The 18,623-nt window shown below is 61.4% G+C and carries 16 protein-coding genes and 1 pseudogene; 11 read left to right on the forward strand and 6 right to left on the reverse strand.

The window, feature by feature from the left end; translation table 11 throughout:
- The gene (locus AC3D24_RS08320) at positions 1-2,046 is read right to left on the reverse strand and encodes a conjugal transfer protein TraG (RefSeq protein WP_489029740.1); all 2,046 of its coding nucleotides are present in this window, start codon (positions 2,044-2,046) and stop codon (positions 1-3) included.
- Positions 2,047-2,383: 337 nt separating this feature from the next.
- Here AC3D24_RS08320 and AC3D24_RS08325 point away from each other — a divergent pair, with 337 nt between their 5' ends.
- The 3 genes and pseudogenes from AC3D24_RS08325 (at position 2,384) to AC3D24_RS08335 (ending at position 6,377) form a co-directional block, all read left to right on the forward strand.
- Positions 2,384-2,755 (forward strand): hypothetical protein, encoded by a 372-nt coding sequence (locus tag AC3D24_RS08325; protein ID WP_489029742.1) that lies wholly within the window; start codon positions 2,384-2,386, stop codon positions 2,753-2,755.
- A gap of 170 nt (positions 2,756-2,925) precedes the next feature.
- Positions 2,926-5,352: a bifunctional diguanylate cyclase/phosphodiesterase gene (locus AC3D24_RS08330; RefSeq protein ID WP_489029744.1), complete on the forward strand. Its 2,427-nt coding sequence runs from the start codon at positions 2,926-2,928 to the stop codon at positions 5,350-5,352.
- A 68-nt stretch (positions 5,353-5,420) separates the two neighbouring features.
- Positions 5,421-6,377, forward strand: a pseudogene (locus tag AC3D24_RS08335) (IS481 family transposase).
- 68 nt (positions 6,378-6,445) lie between these two features.
- Here AC3D24_RS08335 and AC3D24_RS08340 read toward each other — a convergent pair.
- On the reverse strand, positions 6,446-6,934 hold the full coding sequence (locus AC3D24_RS08340) for an RNA polymerase sigma factor (protein WP_489029746.1): 489 nt from the start codon (positions 6,932-6,934) through the stop codon (positions 6,446-6,448).
- Positions 6,935-7,097: 163 nt separating this feature from the next.
- Positions 7,098-7,991, reverse strand: coding sequence for a YihY/virulence factor BrkB family protein (locus AC3D24_RS08345; protein ID WP_489029748.1), 894 nt, complete (start codon positions 7,989-7,991; stop codon positions 7,098-7,100).
- Between the two features lie 239 nt (positions 7,992-8,230).
- Between AC3D24_RS08345 and AC3D24_RS08350 the strand changes: the two genes are divergently transcribed.
- The gene (locus AC3D24_RS08350; RefSeq protein WP_489029750.1) at positions 8,231-8,971 is read left to right on the forward strand and encodes a YoaK family protein; all 741 of its coding nucleotides are present in this window, start codon (positions 8,231-8,233) and stop codon (positions 8,969-8,971) included.
- A 125-nt stretch (positions 8,972-9,096) separates the two neighbouring features.
- Here the strand turns inward: AC3D24_RS08350 and AC3D24_RS08355 are convergent, their stop codons facing one another.
- Entirely contained in the window at positions 9,097-9,405 is a 309-nt protein-coding gene (locus tag AC3D24_RS08355) for a hypothetical protein (RefSeq protein ID WP_489029752.1), read from the reverse strand.
- A 258-nt stretch (positions 9,406-9,663) separates the two neighbouring features.
- Positions 9,664-11,859 carry a putative bifunctional diguanylate cyclase/phosphodiesterase gene (locus AC3D24_RS08360; RefSeq protein ID WP_489029754.1) on the reverse strand — a complete coding sequence of 732 codons (2,196 nt, stop codon included), beginning with the start codon at positions 11,857-11,859 and terminating at the stop codon, positions 9,664-9,666.
- A gap of 623 nt (positions 11,860-12,482) precedes the next feature.
- Here AC3D24_RS08360 and AC3D24_RS08365 point away from each other — a divergent pair.
- The 4 genes from AC3D24_RS08365 to AC3D24_RS08380 all read left to right on the forward strand — a co-directional run bounded on the left by AC3D24_RS08365 (position 12,483) and on the right by AC3D24_RS08380 (position 16,716).
- The gene (locus tag AC3D24_RS08365; protein WP_489029756.1) at positions 12,483-13,475 is read left to right on the forward strand and encodes a GGDEF domain-containing protein; all 993 of its coding nucleotides are present in this window, start codon (positions 12,483-12,485) and stop codon (positions 13,473-13,475) included.
- Positions 13,476-13,587: 112 nt separating this feature from the next.
- A complete protein-coding gene (locus tag AC3D24_RS08370) occupies positions 13,588-14,106 on the forward strand; it encodes a PilZ domain-containing protein (protein ID WP_489029758.1) in 519 nt (172 codons plus the stop codon).
- A gap of 166 nt (positions 14,107-14,272) precedes the next feature.
- A protein-coding gene (locus AC3D24_RS08375) for an IS3 family transposase (RefSeq protein WP_489029760.1) occupies positions 14,273-15,414 on the forward strand; the annotation gives its coding sequence in 2 pieces (ribosomal slippage) (positions 14,273-14,513 and positions 14,513-15,414; 1,143 coding nt in all).
- 108 nt (positions 15,415-15,522) lie between these two features.
- On the forward strand, positions 15,523-16,716 hold the full coding sequence (locus tag AC3D24_RS08380; RefSeq protein ID WP_489029762.1) for an IS701 family transposase: 1,194 nt from the start codon (positions 15,523-15,525) through the stop codon (positions 16,714-16,716).
- Between the two features lie 256 nt (positions 16,717-16,972).
- Here the strand turns inward: AC3D24_RS08380 and AC3D24_RS08385 are convergent, their stop codons facing one another.
- Entirely contained in the window at positions 16,973-17,215 is a 243-nt protein-coding gene (locus AC3D24_RS08385; protein WP_489029764.1) for a hypothetical protein, read from the reverse strand.
- A gap of 147 nt (positions 17,216-17,362) precedes the next feature.
- On the opposite strand from AC3D24_RS08385, the gene AC3D24_RS08390 reads away from it, so the two are divergent.
- The 3 genes from AC3D24_RS08390 to AC3D24_RS08400 all read left to right on the forward strand — a co-directional run bounded on the left by AC3D24_RS08390 (position 17,363) and on the right by AC3D24_RS08400 (position 18,516).
- On the forward strand, positions 17,363-17,566 hold the full coding sequence (locus tag AC3D24_RS08390) for a hypothetical protein (RefSeq protein ID WP_489029766.1): 204 nt from the start codon (positions 17,363-17,365) through the stop codon (positions 17,564-17,566).
- Positions 17,567-17,652: 86 nt separating this feature from the next.
- A complete protein-coding gene (locus AC3D24_RS08395; protein ID WP_489029768.1) occupies positions 17,653-18,168 on the forward strand; it encodes a DUF6438 domain-containing protein in 516 nt (171 codons plus the stop codon).
- Between the two features lie 78 nt (positions 18,169-18,246).
- Positions 18,247-18,516 carry an HU family DNA-binding protein gene (locus AC3D24_RS08400; RefSeq protein ID WP_489029770.1) on the forward strand — a complete coding sequence of 90 codons (270 nt, stop codon included), beginning with the start codon at positions 18,247-18,249 and terminating at the stop codon, positions 18,514-18,516.
- Positions 18,517-18,623 lie beyond the last annotated feature (107 nt).

An 18,623-nucleotide genomic window follows, 5' to 3' on the forward strand; every position in this document is an offset into this window, starting at 1 on the left:
TCAGAAACCCGGCATCAGATCTTGGGACGGCGCGAGCCCGGCGTCGACGCCATAGGTCGTCCGCACATTGGCTGCAGCGCGTGCCTGGTCCATCGCCCGCTTGTCGGTAGCGGGATCGGTGTCGTTCTCGCCGAATCCCAGCGGATCGTCCTGCACGGGTTCGGGCGTCGGCGCTTCGTCGATCTCATGGCCGGGATGGCGGACCTGCTCCTGGCCACGGCCAGCGCCTTGATCCTCCGCCACATCTTCCGTGCTCGCCAGGCGCATATCGGTGCTGCGAACGATTCCCACCCAGTCGTCAACGCGATGCGGCGGGCGATCGGGATAGTCGCTGTCCGCCAGCACAGGCGGCGGAAGTATGCGCCCGGTAAAGGCCGCGTCCGCATAATAGCGTAGCTTGGTCGCCCGGATTGGCGGGGTGCCAGCGACCAGCACCAGTTCGTCGGTTGGCGCGAGCTGCATCACCTCGCCTGGCGTCAACAGCGCACGGGCGGTCTCCTGACGGCTGACCATGACATGGGCAAGCCACGGCGCAAGCCGATGCCCGGCATAGTTGCGCATCGCGCGTTGTTCGGTGGCGGTGCCGAGCGCGTCGGACAAGCGTTTGGCGGTCCGTTCATCGTTGGTCGCGAACGCAATCCGGACATGGCAATTGTCGAGGATAGCGTTCTGAGCGCCGTACGCTTTCTCGATCTGGTTCAAGCTCTGCGCGATCAGGAAGGCGCGGACACCATAGCCGGCGAGGAAAGCGAGACTGGTCTCGAAAAAGTCCAGGCGCCCGAGCGCTGGAAACTCGTCCAGCATCATAAGCAATGTGTGGCGAGCGGACTTGGCACCCTCGTTGGGATTCACCGCATGAAGCTGCTCGGTCAGCCGGCGACCGATCTGGTTGAGCACCAGGCGGATCAGCGGTTTGGTACGGCTGATGTCGGACGGCGGCACGACCAGATAGAGCGAGACGGGCGATTTGCCCTCGACCAGATCCGCAATGCGCCAGTCGCAGCGCGATGTAACCGTGGCAACGGTGGGATCGCGGTATAATCCCAGGAAGGACATGGCCGTCGACAGCACGCCGGAGCGTTCGTTGTCGGACTTGTTGAGCACTTCGCGCGCGGCCGACGCAACAACGGGATGGACCAGAGGCGCATCCTCACTGCCGAGATGGTTGGTGGTCATCATCCGACCCAAGGTTGCGGTGAAGGAACGCTGGGGATCGGACAGAAAGGTCGCGACGCGCGCCAACGTCTTTTCCTCTTCGGCGTAGAGGACATGCAGGATCGCGCCGACCAGCAGCGAATGGCTGGTCTTTTCCCAATGGTTGCGCCGCTCCAGCGCGCCTTCCGGGTCAACGAGGATGTCGGCTATGTTCTGGACGTCTCGGACTTCGTTGAGACCACGCCGGACCTCAAGCAGCGGATTGTATCGCGCGGACCGCGCATCGGTCGGGTTGAACAGCAGGCAATGCGAGAAGCGTGCCCGCCAGCCAGCGGTCAGTGTCCAGTTCTCGCCCTTGATGTCGTGAATGACGGCAGAGCCCGTCCATCCCAGCAAAGTCGGTACGACGAGGCCGACGCCCTTGCCCGAGCGCGTCGGCGCGAACGCCATAATATGTTCGGGGCCGTCGTGGCGAAGATAGCGAGCGCCGATCCGGCCGAGGAAGGCGCCGCCGTCGTTGAAGAGCCCTGCGTGGCGGATGTCAGTGGGTGTCGCCCAGCGTGCGGAGCCATACGTGGTTATGTTCTTGCGTTGGCGGGCACGCCACAACGACCCGAACACCGCTGCTCCGCAGCCGACAAAGCCACTGGCGGCCGCGATCGCGCCTGCTTCGTCGAAGATTACCGGAGCATAGGCGTCGAAGTGATACCACCAACCGAACAGCGCCCAGGGGTGATAGACAGGATGACCCAACGCGATGAACCAGGGCGCCCCCAGTTCTGGCTGATAGGCCAGCGCCGCAGCCGCCCACTGCGTCGCTAACCAGATGCCCGCCAGCACGATGGCGAACACGGTCAAAATCTGGCCGATGAGCAGTTTGGTCGGGTCCATGCAGGCCTCCGCTCGCACGAATATGATCCCGCACGAGCCGGCGTGTAGTTTCCCTTGTGCGTGTCGCTGCCGTCAGGTCTTCTCTAGTGCCTGCCCGTACCGATGAAGGGCCTCCCAATGCGGTCGAACACAACAGCGTATCTGCATGTGTTGATGATGCAGACCATCCGTATCTCACTGCGCAAATCTCGCAGCCCAATTTCAGACAATCGTTAATGCGCGGACTGAACCGATATTCGTGTGTGCCCCCTGCCGTCGTCAAGCTCGTGATCATTGTTCATTCACCGGTTCGCGATACGGGCATTCGCAACGTTGACCCGGAAGCCAAAGGCGAGTGATGTTTACCGTGACGATTGAACCTGCTCATCAACTGATGCGAATTGAGGTTCGCGGCTTCTGGACGCTCGACACTATGCGCGCCTATGTTGGCGAGCTTGGCAGGAAGGCTGGCGCGCTTGGATTAAGTGGCGGATGCCGCCGCATCCTCGTTGATATGTCTGACTACCCGATCCAGGCGCAAGCAATCGCGGAAGCGCACGTTCGGATTATCGGTCACGGCAAAACCGAGATGGGTGTAATAACAGCTGTGGTGATGACGAGCGCGCTATCCAAGCTCCAGGCAAAGCGCATGGCGAAACTTGCCGGTCACGAGTTGTTCGACGACGAACCAGCGGCACGCGAATGGCTCCTCGGGCAGCCCATCAACTAGTTTGGCATTAACCGAGCCAACTCGTTCTATGGCCAGATTCTTTGGTTGCACGTTGCGGAGCACGCCCTCCCGGCCATCAAGTGCAAATTCCTCACGAGTCCGGCTAACACCCGATCTGGTTCGTTAACCCTTTCAGAGTACATCGGAAAAAAACTCTCAAAGCGAACGCCGTGACACTCCTGTTCAATCTGCACCTCCAACATTCGGGCTATCTGATCGCGGTTGCCGTTTGTATCTGCCTGACGGCGGGCTGGTCGGTTGCCCTATTGAGCACCGACATGGTGGGAGCCAAGGACCGCGAAGCTATCGGATGGCGGCATGCAGCGCTGGCGCTATCTGCAGGGCTCGGTGTCTGGACGACTCATTTCGTCGCCATGCTGGCTTACCGTCCCGACCTGCTACTTCGCTACGATCCCGAAATCACGATTCTCTCTGCAGCCGTTGGGGTGCTGGCCGTCGGCCTACCTATGGTAATTTTAACCCGAGTGGGGTCGAAATCGAAATCGAAACGGACCACGGCCGCTGCAGCTGCCGGAGCCGGGATCTGGTGCATGCATTCGGTCGGAATCGCCGGCATGATGGACTGCGCGCATTTTTTCTCGCTAGGAACCAATATTACCGGCCTGCTGCTGGGTACCACGTTGCTATCGTCATGGCAGCTCATTCCCCTATGGTCCCGATCGCGCACGGCAGGTTGCCTGCTATTCACGCTCGCGATCTGCGCGACACATTTCGTTTCTCTTTCAGGTGATGTCGTCGTTGGCAGCATCGACGAGACTGAAGGTGGCGTCCTATCGTTCGGCCTCCTCGCCGCCTGCGTGGCCTTCGCCGTCTCGGCGGCAAGCCTAGCGAGCCTTCTGACAGTCACCCGCTTCAAGGTGACGCGAGAAGAAGAGGCGACGACCCTCAAGGCGGTCATGGGGAGCATGTCGGATGGTCTGGTCTTTATCGATGCCAGAGGATGCCTGCGTCACTTCAATCAACGATTCCTCGAGCTGTTCGATACGCCAATGGACGCGATCGCTCCAGGCCTGACGATCGATGCGTTCCTGGATGTGATCGCGCAGCATCGGTCCTGGACTTCCGAAAAACGTGCACTGGTCGGCACGGCGATGAAGCAATGGGTAAACGCCGACGCGGGCTTTGATCGCGCGTGCGAGATGGAGGATGGGCGAACGTATCAGATGCAGGCTCGTCCGGTACCGCGACAGGGTATCGTCCTGACGTTCACTGATGTGAGCGCGGAACGCGAAGCACTGAACAGCCTGCGGCATATGGCGTACCACGATCATTTAACCGGGCTGGGCAATCGCCGTTCGCTGCGCATGGAGAAGGAAGCGCGCATAGCGGCGGGCAGACCGTTCTCGCTGTTGCTGATCGACCTTGACGAGTTCAAGCGGATTAATGACGCTTTCGGCCATGCGGTCGGCGATAAATTGCTGATCCATATCGCAACGCAGCTGACTGGTTATCTACCCCCGGACAGTTTCGTAGCCCGTATGGGCGGCGACGAGATCGCCATCATCGCGACCCAAATCGGGCAAGACGCGACCATGCTGGCCGACGGGATCGTTGCCCATATCGGCCAACCCCTCGAAATTGATGGCCTGCGCGTGCTGCCCAGTTGCAGCATAGGCGTTGCCGATTACGCCAGTGAGCTGACGCCGGGTGATCTGATGAAGCAGGCCGACATGGCACTATACGAGGCCAAACGGCTTGGCCGAAAGCGTGCCCAGCCGTATCTTGCCGGTCTCGCCGAACAATTATCCGAACGTCAGCAGATCATTGATGATTTGCGCGACGCTATCCAGAATGGCGGCTTCGCGCTCGCGTTCCAACCAATCGTGCAACTCTCCACGGGACTGACAACGGGCTATGAAGCGCTCATCCGGTGGCAGCATCCGACACGAGGGTGGATCTCTCCGGACCTGTTCATTCCTATCGCCGAGGAGTGCGGCCTGATCGAGGGAATCGGCCGTTGGGTCATCATGGATGCATGCCGCCAGTTGTCGGGCTGGTCGCCGCATCTCCACGTCGCAATCAACGTGTCTGCGGCGCAGTTCAAGTCTACCGCTCTGCTTCATAATCTCACGCATGCCATTCTCGTCAATGGCGTTGCGGCAGAACGGGTCGAGATTGAGCTTACGGAGACTGCGTTCCTCGACGATGCTGCTAGGATCGCCGCGATGGTGGACCGCATTCGTAAGATCGGCATAAGGGTAGCGCTGGATGATTTCGGAACTGGTCAGTCCTCGTTGGCTCACCTGCGCGATTTCCAGTTCGACCGCATCAAAATCGATCGAAGCTTTGTCGTTCGTGCGGGTATCGATCCGAAGTGCATGGCCGTGCTTCGGGCGGTCGTCGGCATAGGAAAGGAACTAGGGGTTCTCACGCTCGCCGAAGGGGTCGAGACGAAGGAGCAACTGGCACTTCTCGTTTCGATCGGGTGCGACGATGTTCAAGGCTATCTGATGGGACGCCCCATCGTGCCGTTCTCAGATACGGATACGGATACATACCGGTTGAGCACCGACTTGCGTGAACCGGGCTGTACGATCCGCGATCAGAATCTGTCCGTAATTACGCAAGCAGCGTGACACTTGTGCAGGCCTAGGTGTTTGATGGTGCGATCCTTTCGTTGGAATGGAAGGAAGCAGTATGGGACATGGGACAGGTACGTCACGGGAGCGCCACGACCACGCACGCTGTCAGAGCAGCAATACAGCGATTGCAAGCTTCGCTCTCGACGTTGAGCCGGGAGCTCGGGATCAACCCGAGACGGTGGCGAAGTGGCGTAATCGAGCGACGGTTGAGAATTTGAAGACCGGGCCGAAGGCCCCTCACTCCACGACCTTGACCGAAGCCGAGGAGGCAGCGGTCGTCGCATTCCGGCGCCACACACTCCTGCCGCTTGACGATCGCCTCTATGCGTTGCAACCATCGATCCCGCATCTGACACGGTCAGCTCTGCACCGCTGCCTACAGCGGCATGGCATATCCCGTCTGCCAGGTATCGAGGGCGACAAGCCAAAGCGACAGCGCTTCAAGCGCTACCCGATCGGCTTCTTTTACTAGATATCGCCGAGGTTCAGGCTGCCGAAGGCAAGCTCTATCTGTTCGTCGGCATCGACCGCACGACTAAATTCGCGGTCACCCATCTCGTCGACAAGGCTGCCAGGCGAACGGCGTGGGAGTTCTTGGAACACCTGCTGAAAGCTGTGCCCTACCGGATCCACACGATCCTGACCGACAACGGCATCCAGTTCGCCGAGCAGCCGCGTAACCGGAACACCGCCTGGTCGCGTCAAATGCGCTTCGACATGATCTGCGAAGCCAATGACGTCGAGCACCGGCTTACCAAGCCGAACCATCCTTGGACCAACGGTCAGGTCGAGCGGATGAATCGCACGATTAAAGAAGCGACCGTCAGACGCTTTCACTACGAGACCACGAGCAGCTGCGAGTGCACCTCGCCGACTTCATGGCAGCCTACAATTTCGCCCGCCGGCTCAAGACGTTCAGTGGCCTCACGCCTTACGAATACATCGCCAAAATCTGGACGTCAGAGCCGGATAGGTTCACCGTCAATCCGATCCACCAGATGCCGGGACTAAACACCTAGCGGTTCTCGACCGGATGCGACCGATAGCAGTCGGTTCCGGACCCGCGAATGTCATGATGACCCATCGCTTAGCCTTCCGTCAGTTTACGAAGCCGGATGCGACCCCTCATCAGACGGCTCTTGAAGGCCCCGACGGAGACGCCGGCCCTTCTTGATGCCTCCTCCATCGAATAGCCTTCGGCGGCGAGCAGGACCGCAGCGCGTTGCTCCATCGGCATCTTGCCCAAAGCTGCACCGGCGTCCTTCAGGATTACGCCCATCTCTTGGGTTGGAGGGATCGAAAGCAGGTGGTTCAGAATCTCGCTGTCGATGGCTACCATCCGCCAAGTCCTTCGTGCGCCGGATATGTAGCCGTTCCGCATGACGGTATTTACCCAGGCGCCGAGACTGGTTCCATCTTCGAAGGTATGCCGAGCCGACCAGCAGCGCATGAGCGTGTCCTGAATGAGATCGTCGGCATCGGCTTCGCTTCCGGCAAGGCGTCTCGCATATTTCGACATCTTCGGGCTCTGCTGTGCAAGCAGTTCCGCGAAACGCGCATCTGCTTGGTCGCACATGGCGTGACGATGTGATTCGCTATTCAGAGTTCACCTTCATGAATTGTTCCGCCGTCGGCGTCCGTTCCGGGCCCAAGGGTGGAATTGGAGGCCCGCCCAGGTCCGGATCGAGATGCCTAGGATGGGCTTCGGCCTCGACGTGAGACGCAGCGGATACCGGTTCTCACGGCGCCTTCGCTTCCATAGCCGGAGTAGCCTTCGAATGATACGCCTGCACATCCAATGCCGCGCCCAGCAGGAACGAGTAGACGCTGAGCCACAGCCATGTGAGCGCGACGATGACCGCACTGAGCGATCCGTAGGCGGCGCCGTAGTTGCCGAAGTTCGATACGTAGATACTGAAGCCGGCGCTCGCGAGAAGCCATACGACGGTGGCGGCGACGGTTCCGGGCGTGGCTAGTCTCAAGCGGGCCCGGGGGCGATATGGTCCGAACCGGAACAGCAACGATGCGCCCGTGATGACGATCACCGCCAACAGCAGATACGTGGCGAGGCGGATCAGCACGAGGACGAGGCCGGGGAACCACGGGACGAGCGAACCGATCGTCGCCGTCAGCGCGCCGGCGCCGATGCCCACGAAGACCAGCAGGATTCCCCCGAGCACCACCGCGAACGACGTCAGCGTCCAGACGAGGAAGTTCCGCTTGTCCTTGACCTCGTAGGCGACGTTAAGCGCCGTCATCATCGACGTCGCGGCCTTGCTGCCGCCGTAAAGCGCGATCGACAGCGCCGCGACGAGTCCGAACCCCTTCTTGCCCTGGGAGCCCGATACCACCGTGTCGAGCTGCTGGCTGATCAGGATGGCGACGTCCTTGGGAACCGCGGCGAACAGGTCCCTGATGTTGCCTTGGACCGTGTGCGCATCTGCGAACAGTCCGTAGCTCAGGACGAGGGCCGCCAGGATCGGCGCGATCGAAGCGATGATGTAGAAGGCTGCGCCAGCGGCGATCATGCCGAGATTGTCATCGTTGGAGCTGGTCCAGGCACGCTTCAGAATGCCCCACCAGTCGTTGCGGAACGACCGCCAGAGGTCCGAGGATGATAAATCGATTCTCATCCGGTCCGAACGAATGGCACGCGACAGGGCTCCATGACACCAAGGCGCGGTGCCGTTAGCTCCGGGCTTCGGTTCGCACAGCCAGCGCGCGCCCAGCGGCCAGGTCGATGAACGGGATTTCCGTGCGCGAGACTAACGTTTGGAAACGACGTCGATCGCATGAGGGATGACACGTTCTCATAACCACGAGGCCAGCATGCGAACGAGGTGTCCGTCATTTCTCAACGACGGAACCGAGCATGCGTTCGGACCCATGTCGTCGAGCGCATGTCTTCCTTCCCATTGCTGAGAAGGCTTATGGTCATGGAATGCGAACCTACGAGAACCCGCAGCGCCTTCTGGCCATCGGCCTCGCCTCCTTGGCGGGTTTCGTCGATGCACTCGGTTTCCTGGAACTCGGCGGTGTCTTCGTCTCCTTCATGAGCGGAAACTCGACCCGGCTCGCCGTCGATGTCTCCCAGCCCTCGCGAGGCGGGTCCTACGTCGCGGGGCTGATCGCGGCCTTCGTTATCGGTGTAATGGCCGGAGCGGGCATCAGCATTGCCGCTGGAAGGTGGAGGCGGCAGGCGGTGCTAGGCTTCGTGGTCCTCGTTCTGACGGCAGCCTCCCTTTGCGGGATGTTCGTCGATACGATGACGGCGGCGACCGTGTTGATGGCGATCGCCATGGGGGCGGCCAACGCCGTTCTGCAGCGCGACGGCGAGATTCCTGTTGGGGTGACGTATATGACCGGTGCGCTCGTGAAGTTCGCCCAGCAACTCGTGATCGCTCTCATCGGAGGACCGAGATACGGCTGGGCGCCCTATCTACTGCTTTGGCTTGGCCTCGTCGGCGGTGCGATCGCAGGAGGGGCGGCGTTTCCGGCGCTGGGCCTCCGGGCTCTGTGGATCGCGGTCGGTTTCACGATCCTGCTTCTGTGCGGCACGTTCGCCATGGGACCTCTGCCGACCCGGACACTCGATCGCGGTCCATCGCCCTAAGGACCGCCTTACTCGTCCGGGCCTGAACTAGCGATGGTCGAAATCGACGCTGCTTCCGCGGCCTGAGGCGAACTGGCATGGCCATGGCCAGACCAAAGACCTTTGAGTGCGTCTGCGCATACCTCTCAGTTCGGATTGATGACCTTCGCGTCGAAGACGGTCCGGCCGGTCTCTTCACGCATCTTCCGCAGCTCGATCATCATGGTCAGCAGGTTCCGCCCGACGGCGTCGGAAACGGCCTTCATCCCCTTCCTCGTCCGGCACGGAGGCGCCTCCTCCATGAGGGCCGCCATCGCCGTGACCAGAGCATCGCATGCATCGCGTGACCGGATGTAGACCGTCTCCGTCCCGCCGACATCGATTAGGGACGCTCTGGCTATCGCCTCCAGGACGGCCGAGCCGACACGGGCCTGGTATGCTTCGTCGCTGCTCATGATCCGTTCCGTCCAGAACGCTCGGTCTCGTTCGCCATGCATGCGCCAACGCACGACGCGAAGTTTATGCGCAGGTCACGTGGCATAAGGCGAGGCATGCCGTCCTGGTCGACGCCGGCCGTGACGACGCCGTGCGGCGTCGCCCTCGAGCGATCGCGTTTGGGCAGCATCGCCTCTTCCGTCCGACCTGATTGAGGTCGCGAAGGGAAACTGGTGCGCCATCCGGATGAGAAGGCCATGATGTCGGCCATCTAATGCTCAAGCCACGTCGCGGTTCATTCGCCACGAGGCTTCGGCGCATTCCCCTGCTGGACCCACTGACTTGGCCCACCCACGGATGCAGGCGGCGTCGACCGGTGGACTGAAGAGATAGCCCTGGAGGTGGGTGCAGCCCAACGAAACGAGCGCTTTCATCTGCCCCTGCGTCTCGACGCCCTCGGCCACCACCCTCATGCCCAGAGCGTCACCAAGTTCGACGATCGCCCGGATGATAGCCGCAGCCGCACGCGACGTCAGCACGTCGCGGACGAACGACTGGTCTATCTTCACCTTGTCGAACGTGAACCGCTGGAAGTAGCTCAAGGACGAATATCCGGTGCCGAAATCGTCCATCAGGATCTGTATGCCAAATTCGCGGAGCGCCGCGAGTTGCCGGAAGGTGGTGTCGACGTCTCGCATGAACAGACCTTCGGTGACCTCTAGCTGCAGGCGGTCGGGCGTGATGCCCGAATCCCTCAGCGCATCCGTGACGACCCGGCAGAGGTGGCCTCCGTGGATCTGACGCGGGGACACGTTTACCGCCACGCGCACCGACTCCGGCCATCGCGCCGCGTCGGCGCATGCCTGGCGCAGGATCGCGGTTCCCAGTTCCTCGATGAGCCCGAGCTCCTCCGCGATCGGTATGAACACGTCGGGCGGAACGTCTCCCCGCTTTGGATGGCGCCAGCGTGCGAGGGCCTCAACGCTGGTCATCGCGCCGGTGTCTGCGGCGATCACCGGCTGATACATCGGTCGTATGTCGCCATTGACGATCGCTTCGCTAAGATCGAGTGCGATCGCCCGGCGATCGTTCGCTGCGGCATCCATGTCGGCACTATAGAAGCGGACTCCGCCGCCCTCGGCCTTGGCGCGATACATGGCGAGGTCGGCGGCGCGGCGCAGATCGTCGACGTCACCTGCGTCGGCGGGGAATTTCGCCACGCCGCAGCTTGCCCCCACCTCTACCATGCCGCGTGTGATCTCGAAGGGGGCGGCGAGGGATCGATGAATGCGGTCGGTCACCTCGACTGATCGATCGGCGTCCACGATCATCGAGAACTCGTCGCCGCCCGTCCTAGCGACGCGGTCGTCGTCGTCCGCCAGTTCGAGCAGTCTCGCAGCGATCTGCGACAGCGTCTCGTCGCCGGCGGGGTGGCCGTGGCGATCGTTGATCCACTTGAACCGGTCGAGATCGACGTCGATCAACGCGAACGGCCGGCCAGCCGCGATGCGGAGCTCGAGCTCCATCAGGAATGCCCGACGATTGAGAAGGGTGGTGAGCGAATCGTGGGTTGCGAGGCGCGTCACTTCCGCCTGAGCGAGACGGGTCTCGGTGACGTTCTCTGACAGACCGAGGATGTATTGCCCGCTTCGTTCGGGACCGTCGACGAGGATGCGCTTGGTGCGCAGCGCGACGGCGCAGCCCGCCGGGGAGACGTATTGGCTCTCGAAGACCGTGACGCCGCCTGCCTCTGCGAGCAGCGCGTCGTCGCGCAGCGCATATTTCCAGCCGTCGGGAAACAGTTCGGCATCGGTATGTCCGACCACGTCGTCCTGCGGCATGCCTATAAGGTCGACGCATTGGTCGTTGACGAGGAGGTAGCGCCGCGTCTCGGCGTCCTTGACGAACACCATCGCCGGGAGGTTGTCGACCACGGTCCGCAGGAACGTCTCGGCATGGTCCCTGTCACGACGAAGGGTCCGGTTCGCCCCTGCCGTCTCCATGCGGTCAACCGTCATTGTGGCAAGATCGGCCAGCGCCCGAAGCTGTTCCGGCGAGATGGAGGCGCGAGGCACGGTATCGAACACGCACAGCATTCCGAACGTCCTGCCGTCGTGACCGACCAATGGAGCGCCGGCATAGAACCGGACGGCATCCTCTCCGCTCACGGCTGGATGTCCCACCAGTGGTTCTGCCTGATGGGTGTCGAGGAACACGGTCGGCCCGGCCGCACGCATCGCGATCGTGCATATCGAACCGTCCTTCGGGACTTCCGTCGCGTCGAACCCGTAGCGCGCCTCAAACCACACATGATGTTCGTCGATGACGGTGACGACGCTGCTCGGCGCACCCAGCGCGAGAGCGGCAAGACGGGCTATTGCATCGAAGTCCGTTGTTGTGCGCGAAGGGCTGCAGATCGGTGGCGCCCTCGGCCCCGCATCGTCTTTTTCGAGTTCGACACAATCAGCACTCATGAACCGGAATATAGCATCGATACGTTATCAACACGTTGCATCGCGTATCCTCACTGTCGTCAAGGGTCGCCTTGTGCGTAGCGGCAGGCTCTCCGGCGTCCTCCGAACGTCTCGGCACCGACGCCGGTGTCATCGGACATGACGGGCGGAGCAAAGGCAAGCGCTTCCGGACGCCACCAGGGAGCATCAAGCCAACGCTGAACGATGAGGAGGATGTCTACAAAAAGCTGCAGATGCACCTCAGCAGCGGATTTGAAACCGATCGTCGTCGCCTTGCTTGTGACGTCTACAGGATCAGTGCGTTCGAGGAGGCTACGCGGTCGAATCGACGATCTAGGTTGCAAGAAGAAAGTTTGGAGAAATTGTCTCCGCATCGTTGACCGCACTGGCGCGAGTCCACGAGTCTGGTAGACACTGACTTGCTATCTACGGCTTCGACGGCCAATCGTGCGCTGACCGATACGAGGTATCGGTTTGCCGGATTACTGCCAGCTTAGCGAATTGTTGACGATGGCGCCGGTAGACGGGGATCTGCTGTGCCTGGCCGACGATGGCATTCGGCGAAGGAACAGGTGGAAGTCGAGTTCCGCTGGGACGCGACGGACGGACACGGGGAGTGAAGCTTGTTCCGCTCGACACCTGCCTCTGCCGAAATAGGGCATCGAGCCGGCCGCTGGTCCCCTCTTGAGGCGGCATTGCGCCGGTCGGCGGACGTCGCCCCGGCGACTGCCGCCAAATGGTTGACGGTGACATGGTGTGTGCTGATCGCCATTGACGGCGTGACGGGACCGCACTTCTCGCTGAATGCGCTATATCTGGTAGCGTTGTGCTTCACCACGTGGTGCCTTGGCCGGATCGCCGGTCTGGCGTCGGGCCTCATCGGAGTCCTGGCTACGCTGGCGCTGAACGGCTTTGGAGACGGCCTCTCTGCGCAGGCCTCGACCGTCCCGATGGTCACCGCCGTCTGGAACGCGGGCATGCGGCTGTTCGCGGTGGCGTTCATCATCTTCTTCGTCGGCGCCTTCCGTCGAACCTTCGATCGGGAACGGCAGAATGCGCGGATCGACCCTCTGACGGGACTGGGCAACAGACGGTCGTTCCGGTCCGAAAGCAGGCGCATGGAACTGTCGAGCGCGCGCGATGGTCGGATACTGCTTTGCGGGCTGCTGGACGTGGACGACTTCAAAGGGGTGAACGACAGGCTGGGACATGCCGAGGGCGACGAGGTGCTGCGCGTCGTCGCCCGTTCGCTGACGTCCGCGCTGCGGCCTTACGACATCACCGCACGGCTCGGCGGAGACGAGTTCATTTTCTGCCTGGCGGTCCGTGACGAAGCTGCAGCGGAACGGAAGACGCGCGAGATTCACGACGCGGTCGCCTCGGCCCTGCAGAGCGCCGGCGGTGTCGCGACCTGCAGTCTCGGCGCGACGACCGGGCTGGATGTCGCCACCGCCATGAAGCGCGCGGATGCCGTGATGTATCACGCCAAGGCAGACGGTAAGGGAACATGGCGGTTTGCCGACGCGGCGCCGCTTGAAGCCCGCGACGGACGACACCAATCAACCGCGTTGCCGCACGAATTGGATGCGGCCGCGCTGTTTGGTGCCCAACGGTGAGCCGCAGGGGGCAGAACCCGCTCGACGTTGTGCGCAGACCGCAGGATGCGGCGGCGGGGACGCATCGTGGCCCCTTTCCGCGTCGTCGACTGCGACGCGTTCGATCCGAACCATGAGCTCCATCCAGCGGCCTCGCGCAGCGAGGACGGCGGTGATGGTGCCTTGCCGCATCAGGACCGACGCCGGGTGGGCGGATGCGACCATTCACAACGTGTCCGACCGGGGGCTAATGGTTTCGATGGAGGCACCGCCCATGCGCTCCTCGTATGTCGACATCAGACGCGGCACGCTGGTGATCGTAGGCAGGGTCGTCTGGTCCCGAGGGAAACGGTTCGGAGTGCGAACCCAGGACCGGATCCAGGCATCCGATCTCGTGAACGAGCCGGTGCTGCAGCATCGCCCGTCGGTCGAACGATCCCTGGACGAACGGCGCGGACCGTCGCGCGCGGAAATCGATGGTCGCGTCGCCAGACGCTTGGACCAAAGCAGGCGCATCGCATCTGCGTTCCAGACCGCGTGCCTTGTCATCGTCGGAGGATGCCTCGCGGTGTTCGTAGCCATCGAGATGTATGACGCGTTGGCGCATCCGTTGGCGAAGGTAGCCGTGGCGCTTGCCGGATCGCCGTCGTGAACGATTGCCCCGTCCGCGCCGGCGTGGGAGATGGTCGCGATCGACGGTCCTTGGGCGGTGCTGAGGCTACCGGACATGGCCGTTGCCGGATTAAGAAGATCTTCGATTGAATAGCCCCTAGATTTCTGGACGCCTTCAATCCTTATTTTGGGGACAGGAGGCGACGATGGGGAAGCCCAATTTCAGCGATGAGTTCACGCGTGACGCGGTGGTGCAGATCACAGAGCGGGGTTACCCGGTAGCGGAGGTTTCGCAGCGCCTCGGCGTCAGCCCACACTCGCTGTATGCGTGGAAGAAGCAGTTTGCGAAGGTGGCGTCGGGCGACGGCAATAAGGACGCAGAGATCCGCCAGTTGAAGCGCGAGTTGACTCGGGTGACCGAGGAGCGCGACATCTTAAAAAAAGCCACCGCGTATTTCGCCAGGGATGCCAAGTGAGATACGCGTTTGTTGCCGAGCATCAGAACCAGTTTGGCGTCCGCGCGATGTGCCGGTGCCTGGCGATCCAGCCCAGCGGTTTTTACGCTTGGCGCAAAGCGCCGCTGAGCCGGCGAGCGCAAGAAGATGCTCGGCAGATTGCATTGATCCGGCAGGCCTGGAGCGACAGCGGCAAGGTCTATGGGTATCGAAAGTTGCACGACGATCTGCTCGATCAGGGCGAGACCTGTTGTCCCAATCGCGTTGCCCGCCTGACCAACCTGGCAGGAATCAAGGCGCAGATCGGCTATAAGCGGCGTCCAGGCAGTTCAGGAGGAAGGCCTTCGGCCGTTGCCGCCAACACGTTGGATCGCCAGTTCGACGTGCCGCAGGCTAATCGCGCCTGGGTGACGGACATCACGTATATCCGCACGATGGAAGGCTTCGCCTATCTGGCGGTCATGATCGACCTCTACTCCCGTCGTGTGGTGGGGTGGTCGCTGCAAAGCCGTCAGACAACCGATGTGGTTTTGCAGGCCCTGCACATGGCGGTCTGGCGGTGTAAGCCGAAGAACCGCGTGCTGATCCATTTGGATCAGGGTTCGCAGTTCACCAGTATCGACTGGTCTGCCTTCACCCGGGCTCACAATCTGGAACACTCCATGAGCCGGCCGGGAAACTGCCACGATAACGCCGTCGCCGAGAGCTTCTCCAATCTCCTCAAGCGTGAGCGCATCCGGCGACGCACCTATAAAACGCGCGAAGAAGCCCGGCAGGACGTGTTCGATTACATCGAGATGTTCAACAACCCGATCCGCAAGCATGTCAGGAACGGGATGCTGTCGCCCGTCGAGTTCGAACGGCAGCAGGCTTTGATGGCTCAAGGCGTCTAGAAAACTAGGGGCTATTCATAGCGGAACTCGAAAACAAAGCGGCTAGCATTACAGTTGCGCATTTGATCGAAGTCTGAATCAATGGGTCTCCATAGCAGGAGACTGTGGATGACGGGCGCATCGATTGAGACGACGCTGGAGCTTTGGGCGACTTCGCTGCGTGATGTGAAGGCGCGGATGCGGGGTTTGTTCACGCAGGGACGTGTCGCGGCATCTGCGGGGTTGTTCCTAGACGGACTGCTAGGCGACGAGCGGCGCAAGACCGGCTGGATGCGTGCTGAAGCGGCAGGCGATCCTGGACCGTGGCGGCAGCAGGCAATCCTCGGCCGCGGTCGGTGGGACGCTGACGCGCTGCGCGATATCGTACGCGACTATGTCGTCGAGACGCTGGCTGCCGAGGATGCGGTGCTCGTGATCGACGAGACGGGCTTCCTCAAGCAGGGCAAGGCGTCGTGTGGTGTCTCGCGCCAATACACCGGGTCTGCGGGCAAGATCACCAACTGCCAGATCGGCGTCTTTGCCGCCTATGTCTCGCACCACGGTCACGCCTTTATCGACCGGGCGCTGTACCTGCCGAAGGTTTGGACGAGCGACAGCGAGCGCATGGATGCGGCCCATGTTCCAATGGAGACGCGGTTCGCGACCAAGCCCGCCTTAGCGGTGCAGATGATCGCACGTACGATTGCAGCCGACGTCCCGTTCGCCTGGGTCGCCGCCGATAGCGTGTACGGCGTCGGCGACGTCGAGCAGGCGCTACGCGGAGCCGGGAAAGGCTATGTCCTCGGCGTTGGTTCCAACCATCACTTTGGCTCCTGGGTGGGGAAGCCCGCCGTTTTCGGCACTGCAGGCGAGATCGCACAGGATCTCGATCCCGCCGCCTGGCATCGCCTGTCGGCAGGCGAGGGCACGAAGGGAGCAAGACTGCACGACTGGGCCTATCTCGAACTCGCGGACATCGAGGCTACCGATTACGGTGAAGGACGCCCAGGGGTGTGGACCCGCGGCTTGCTGATCCGACGACATATCGCGGACGGCGAACTGGCGTTCTTCACGACTTGGTGCCCGGCGGGGACCGGGATCGACGCGCTCGTGCACGTCGAAGGATACCGCTGGGCGATCGAGGACAGCTTCGAGACGACCAAGAACGAACTCGGCCTCGACCACAACGAAACCCGATCCTGGCATGGATGGCATCGCCACGTATCGCTGGTCATGCTCGCGTTCGCCATGATGGCAGTGATCCGCCATCACGCAAACGAGGTGACGCCCCCAAAAAGAATGCGCACGACACCCCGGCGCTGATCCGTTGGTCTGTACAAGAAGTCCGACGCATTGCCGTTCGGCTCGCCCAGCGCCGTATCGCACCTGCCCACATCATCGCATGGTCGTTATGCGACGAGCGCATCAAGCGGCCGCCCGCCACGCACATCTGAAGACCAGAATGCAACTGTAATGCTAACTAACCGGTACGATACGGCTCGAGATCGACGTTGGTTGGGTCGAGGACCACAACACGGACAGGTTGCGCTGGCTCAGATACCGGTATTCACCGCAGGTTTCACACAAGCAGCGGCAACAGGGTTGATTGGGGACGTTCTGCATCGTCCAGCAGTGCCTGCAACGACTGACCTTCGAAACTATATGGGGAGGTACGGCGGTCGGGGAGGGAAACCCGGATGCCTGCAAGTCGGGCAGGCCTCACTGTTTTAAGGGTCGCGATCACGCGCGCAAGTGTTCCCTCGCAGACGATAACAGCCTCACCTTGCCGCTGCTCGACCGCAACAGCGGTATCTTTCCACATAGCTATTCTCCAATACCCATTGGCTTGAGCAGTGTTCGCCCTCTGCACAAGCCGGAGGATGGGATCGGTACGCTATCATACTAGGCGCAGTTCGTCCCGGGGCCAGCATAATCTGGCCAGGATGAGTCCGTATCTCTATGCGAAGGCATGATTTACCGTGTCCAGCTCGTACCGCAACCGATCGTCATCGATGCCGATGGCTTGCCTGTCGCCAATTCCCATGTCGTTGAGATCACCTTTCCAGGCGATGCGATCGAGACAGCGCTAGGCCGTGTGAACACAATTGTTGGTCCGGGTGTGGCTAAGATTCTGGTGGGCGATACCACGATCCGCGGCGTGCCTTTGTGTTGAGGAGGGGCACGTCGTGTCAGCACGCGGCCTTCGTTCAGAATACAGGCGTTAGGTCCGATGCGGCGGTTGCATGAAAGGGACCAGACATGAGCAAGACGGTAATAAAGGGCCTGGCCACGGCGATGATGGCGGGTTTGGGATTATCAGCCTGCGCGACCGTCGATGCGGTCGGTAACGGCCGGCCGGTTGCGATGGAGAGTGAGACCATCCGCTATGAGACGGCGCCATGCTATGGTACCTGCCCGGTCTATTCGGTAACGGTTACACCAGATGGCAAAGGCACCTTTGAGGGTAAGCGCTTTACTGCGGTGACCGGCACCAAGACGTTCCAGGCCACGCCGGCCGCGTATCGCGCGTTCGCGGCGAAATTGGCGCCTTACCGGCCGTCGCAGACCGAAATGCTTTACCAACCAGGAACCCCCAACTGCGCAAACGCGCCTACGGATATGCCAAGCGTGGATGTCGTATGGACCGAACTGAGCGGGGGGCTACAGCATCTCAACGTCAATTATGGCTGTGGTCCGCAAGGCATGCGCCAGGCCCTGCGGTCTGCGCCGAGCGTACTCCCGATTGCAGCTTTTATCGGGGCTGATCACGGGTAGATAAGCCGGCCTTGTCGTATTGGGTCCGTCATTGAATAGGGCTAAAGGTCCGCTTCTTTTTGAAGGAGTTAGACCTGCATGAATATGAGTGACCTCGCAAAGGCCGTCGCCGCTGCAACGAGTAAGAGCGAGACTGATGCCAAGTCGGCCATCACGGCTGTTTTTGATCAGATCGCCGATGCTGCTGCAAAGGGTGAGGAAGTATCGGTTCCTGGGTTTGGTAAGTTTGCCGTCAAGGATCGGGCCGAACGGCAGGGTCGTAATCCTGCAACAGGTGAAGCCATAACGATCGCGGCATCGAAGAAGCTGACATTCACGGCTGCCAAGGGTCTAAAAGACAAGCTATAAAACAAAGGCGCCGGCAATAAAGCTTGCCGGCGCCAGTAGGATTGATAGAAAAGCAACATACCCTAATCGTCTTGTACGTTGCAAGCTGGAGGGTTATTTTGAATTCC

The organism is Sphingomonas sp. SL1004 (assembly GCF_057815015.1).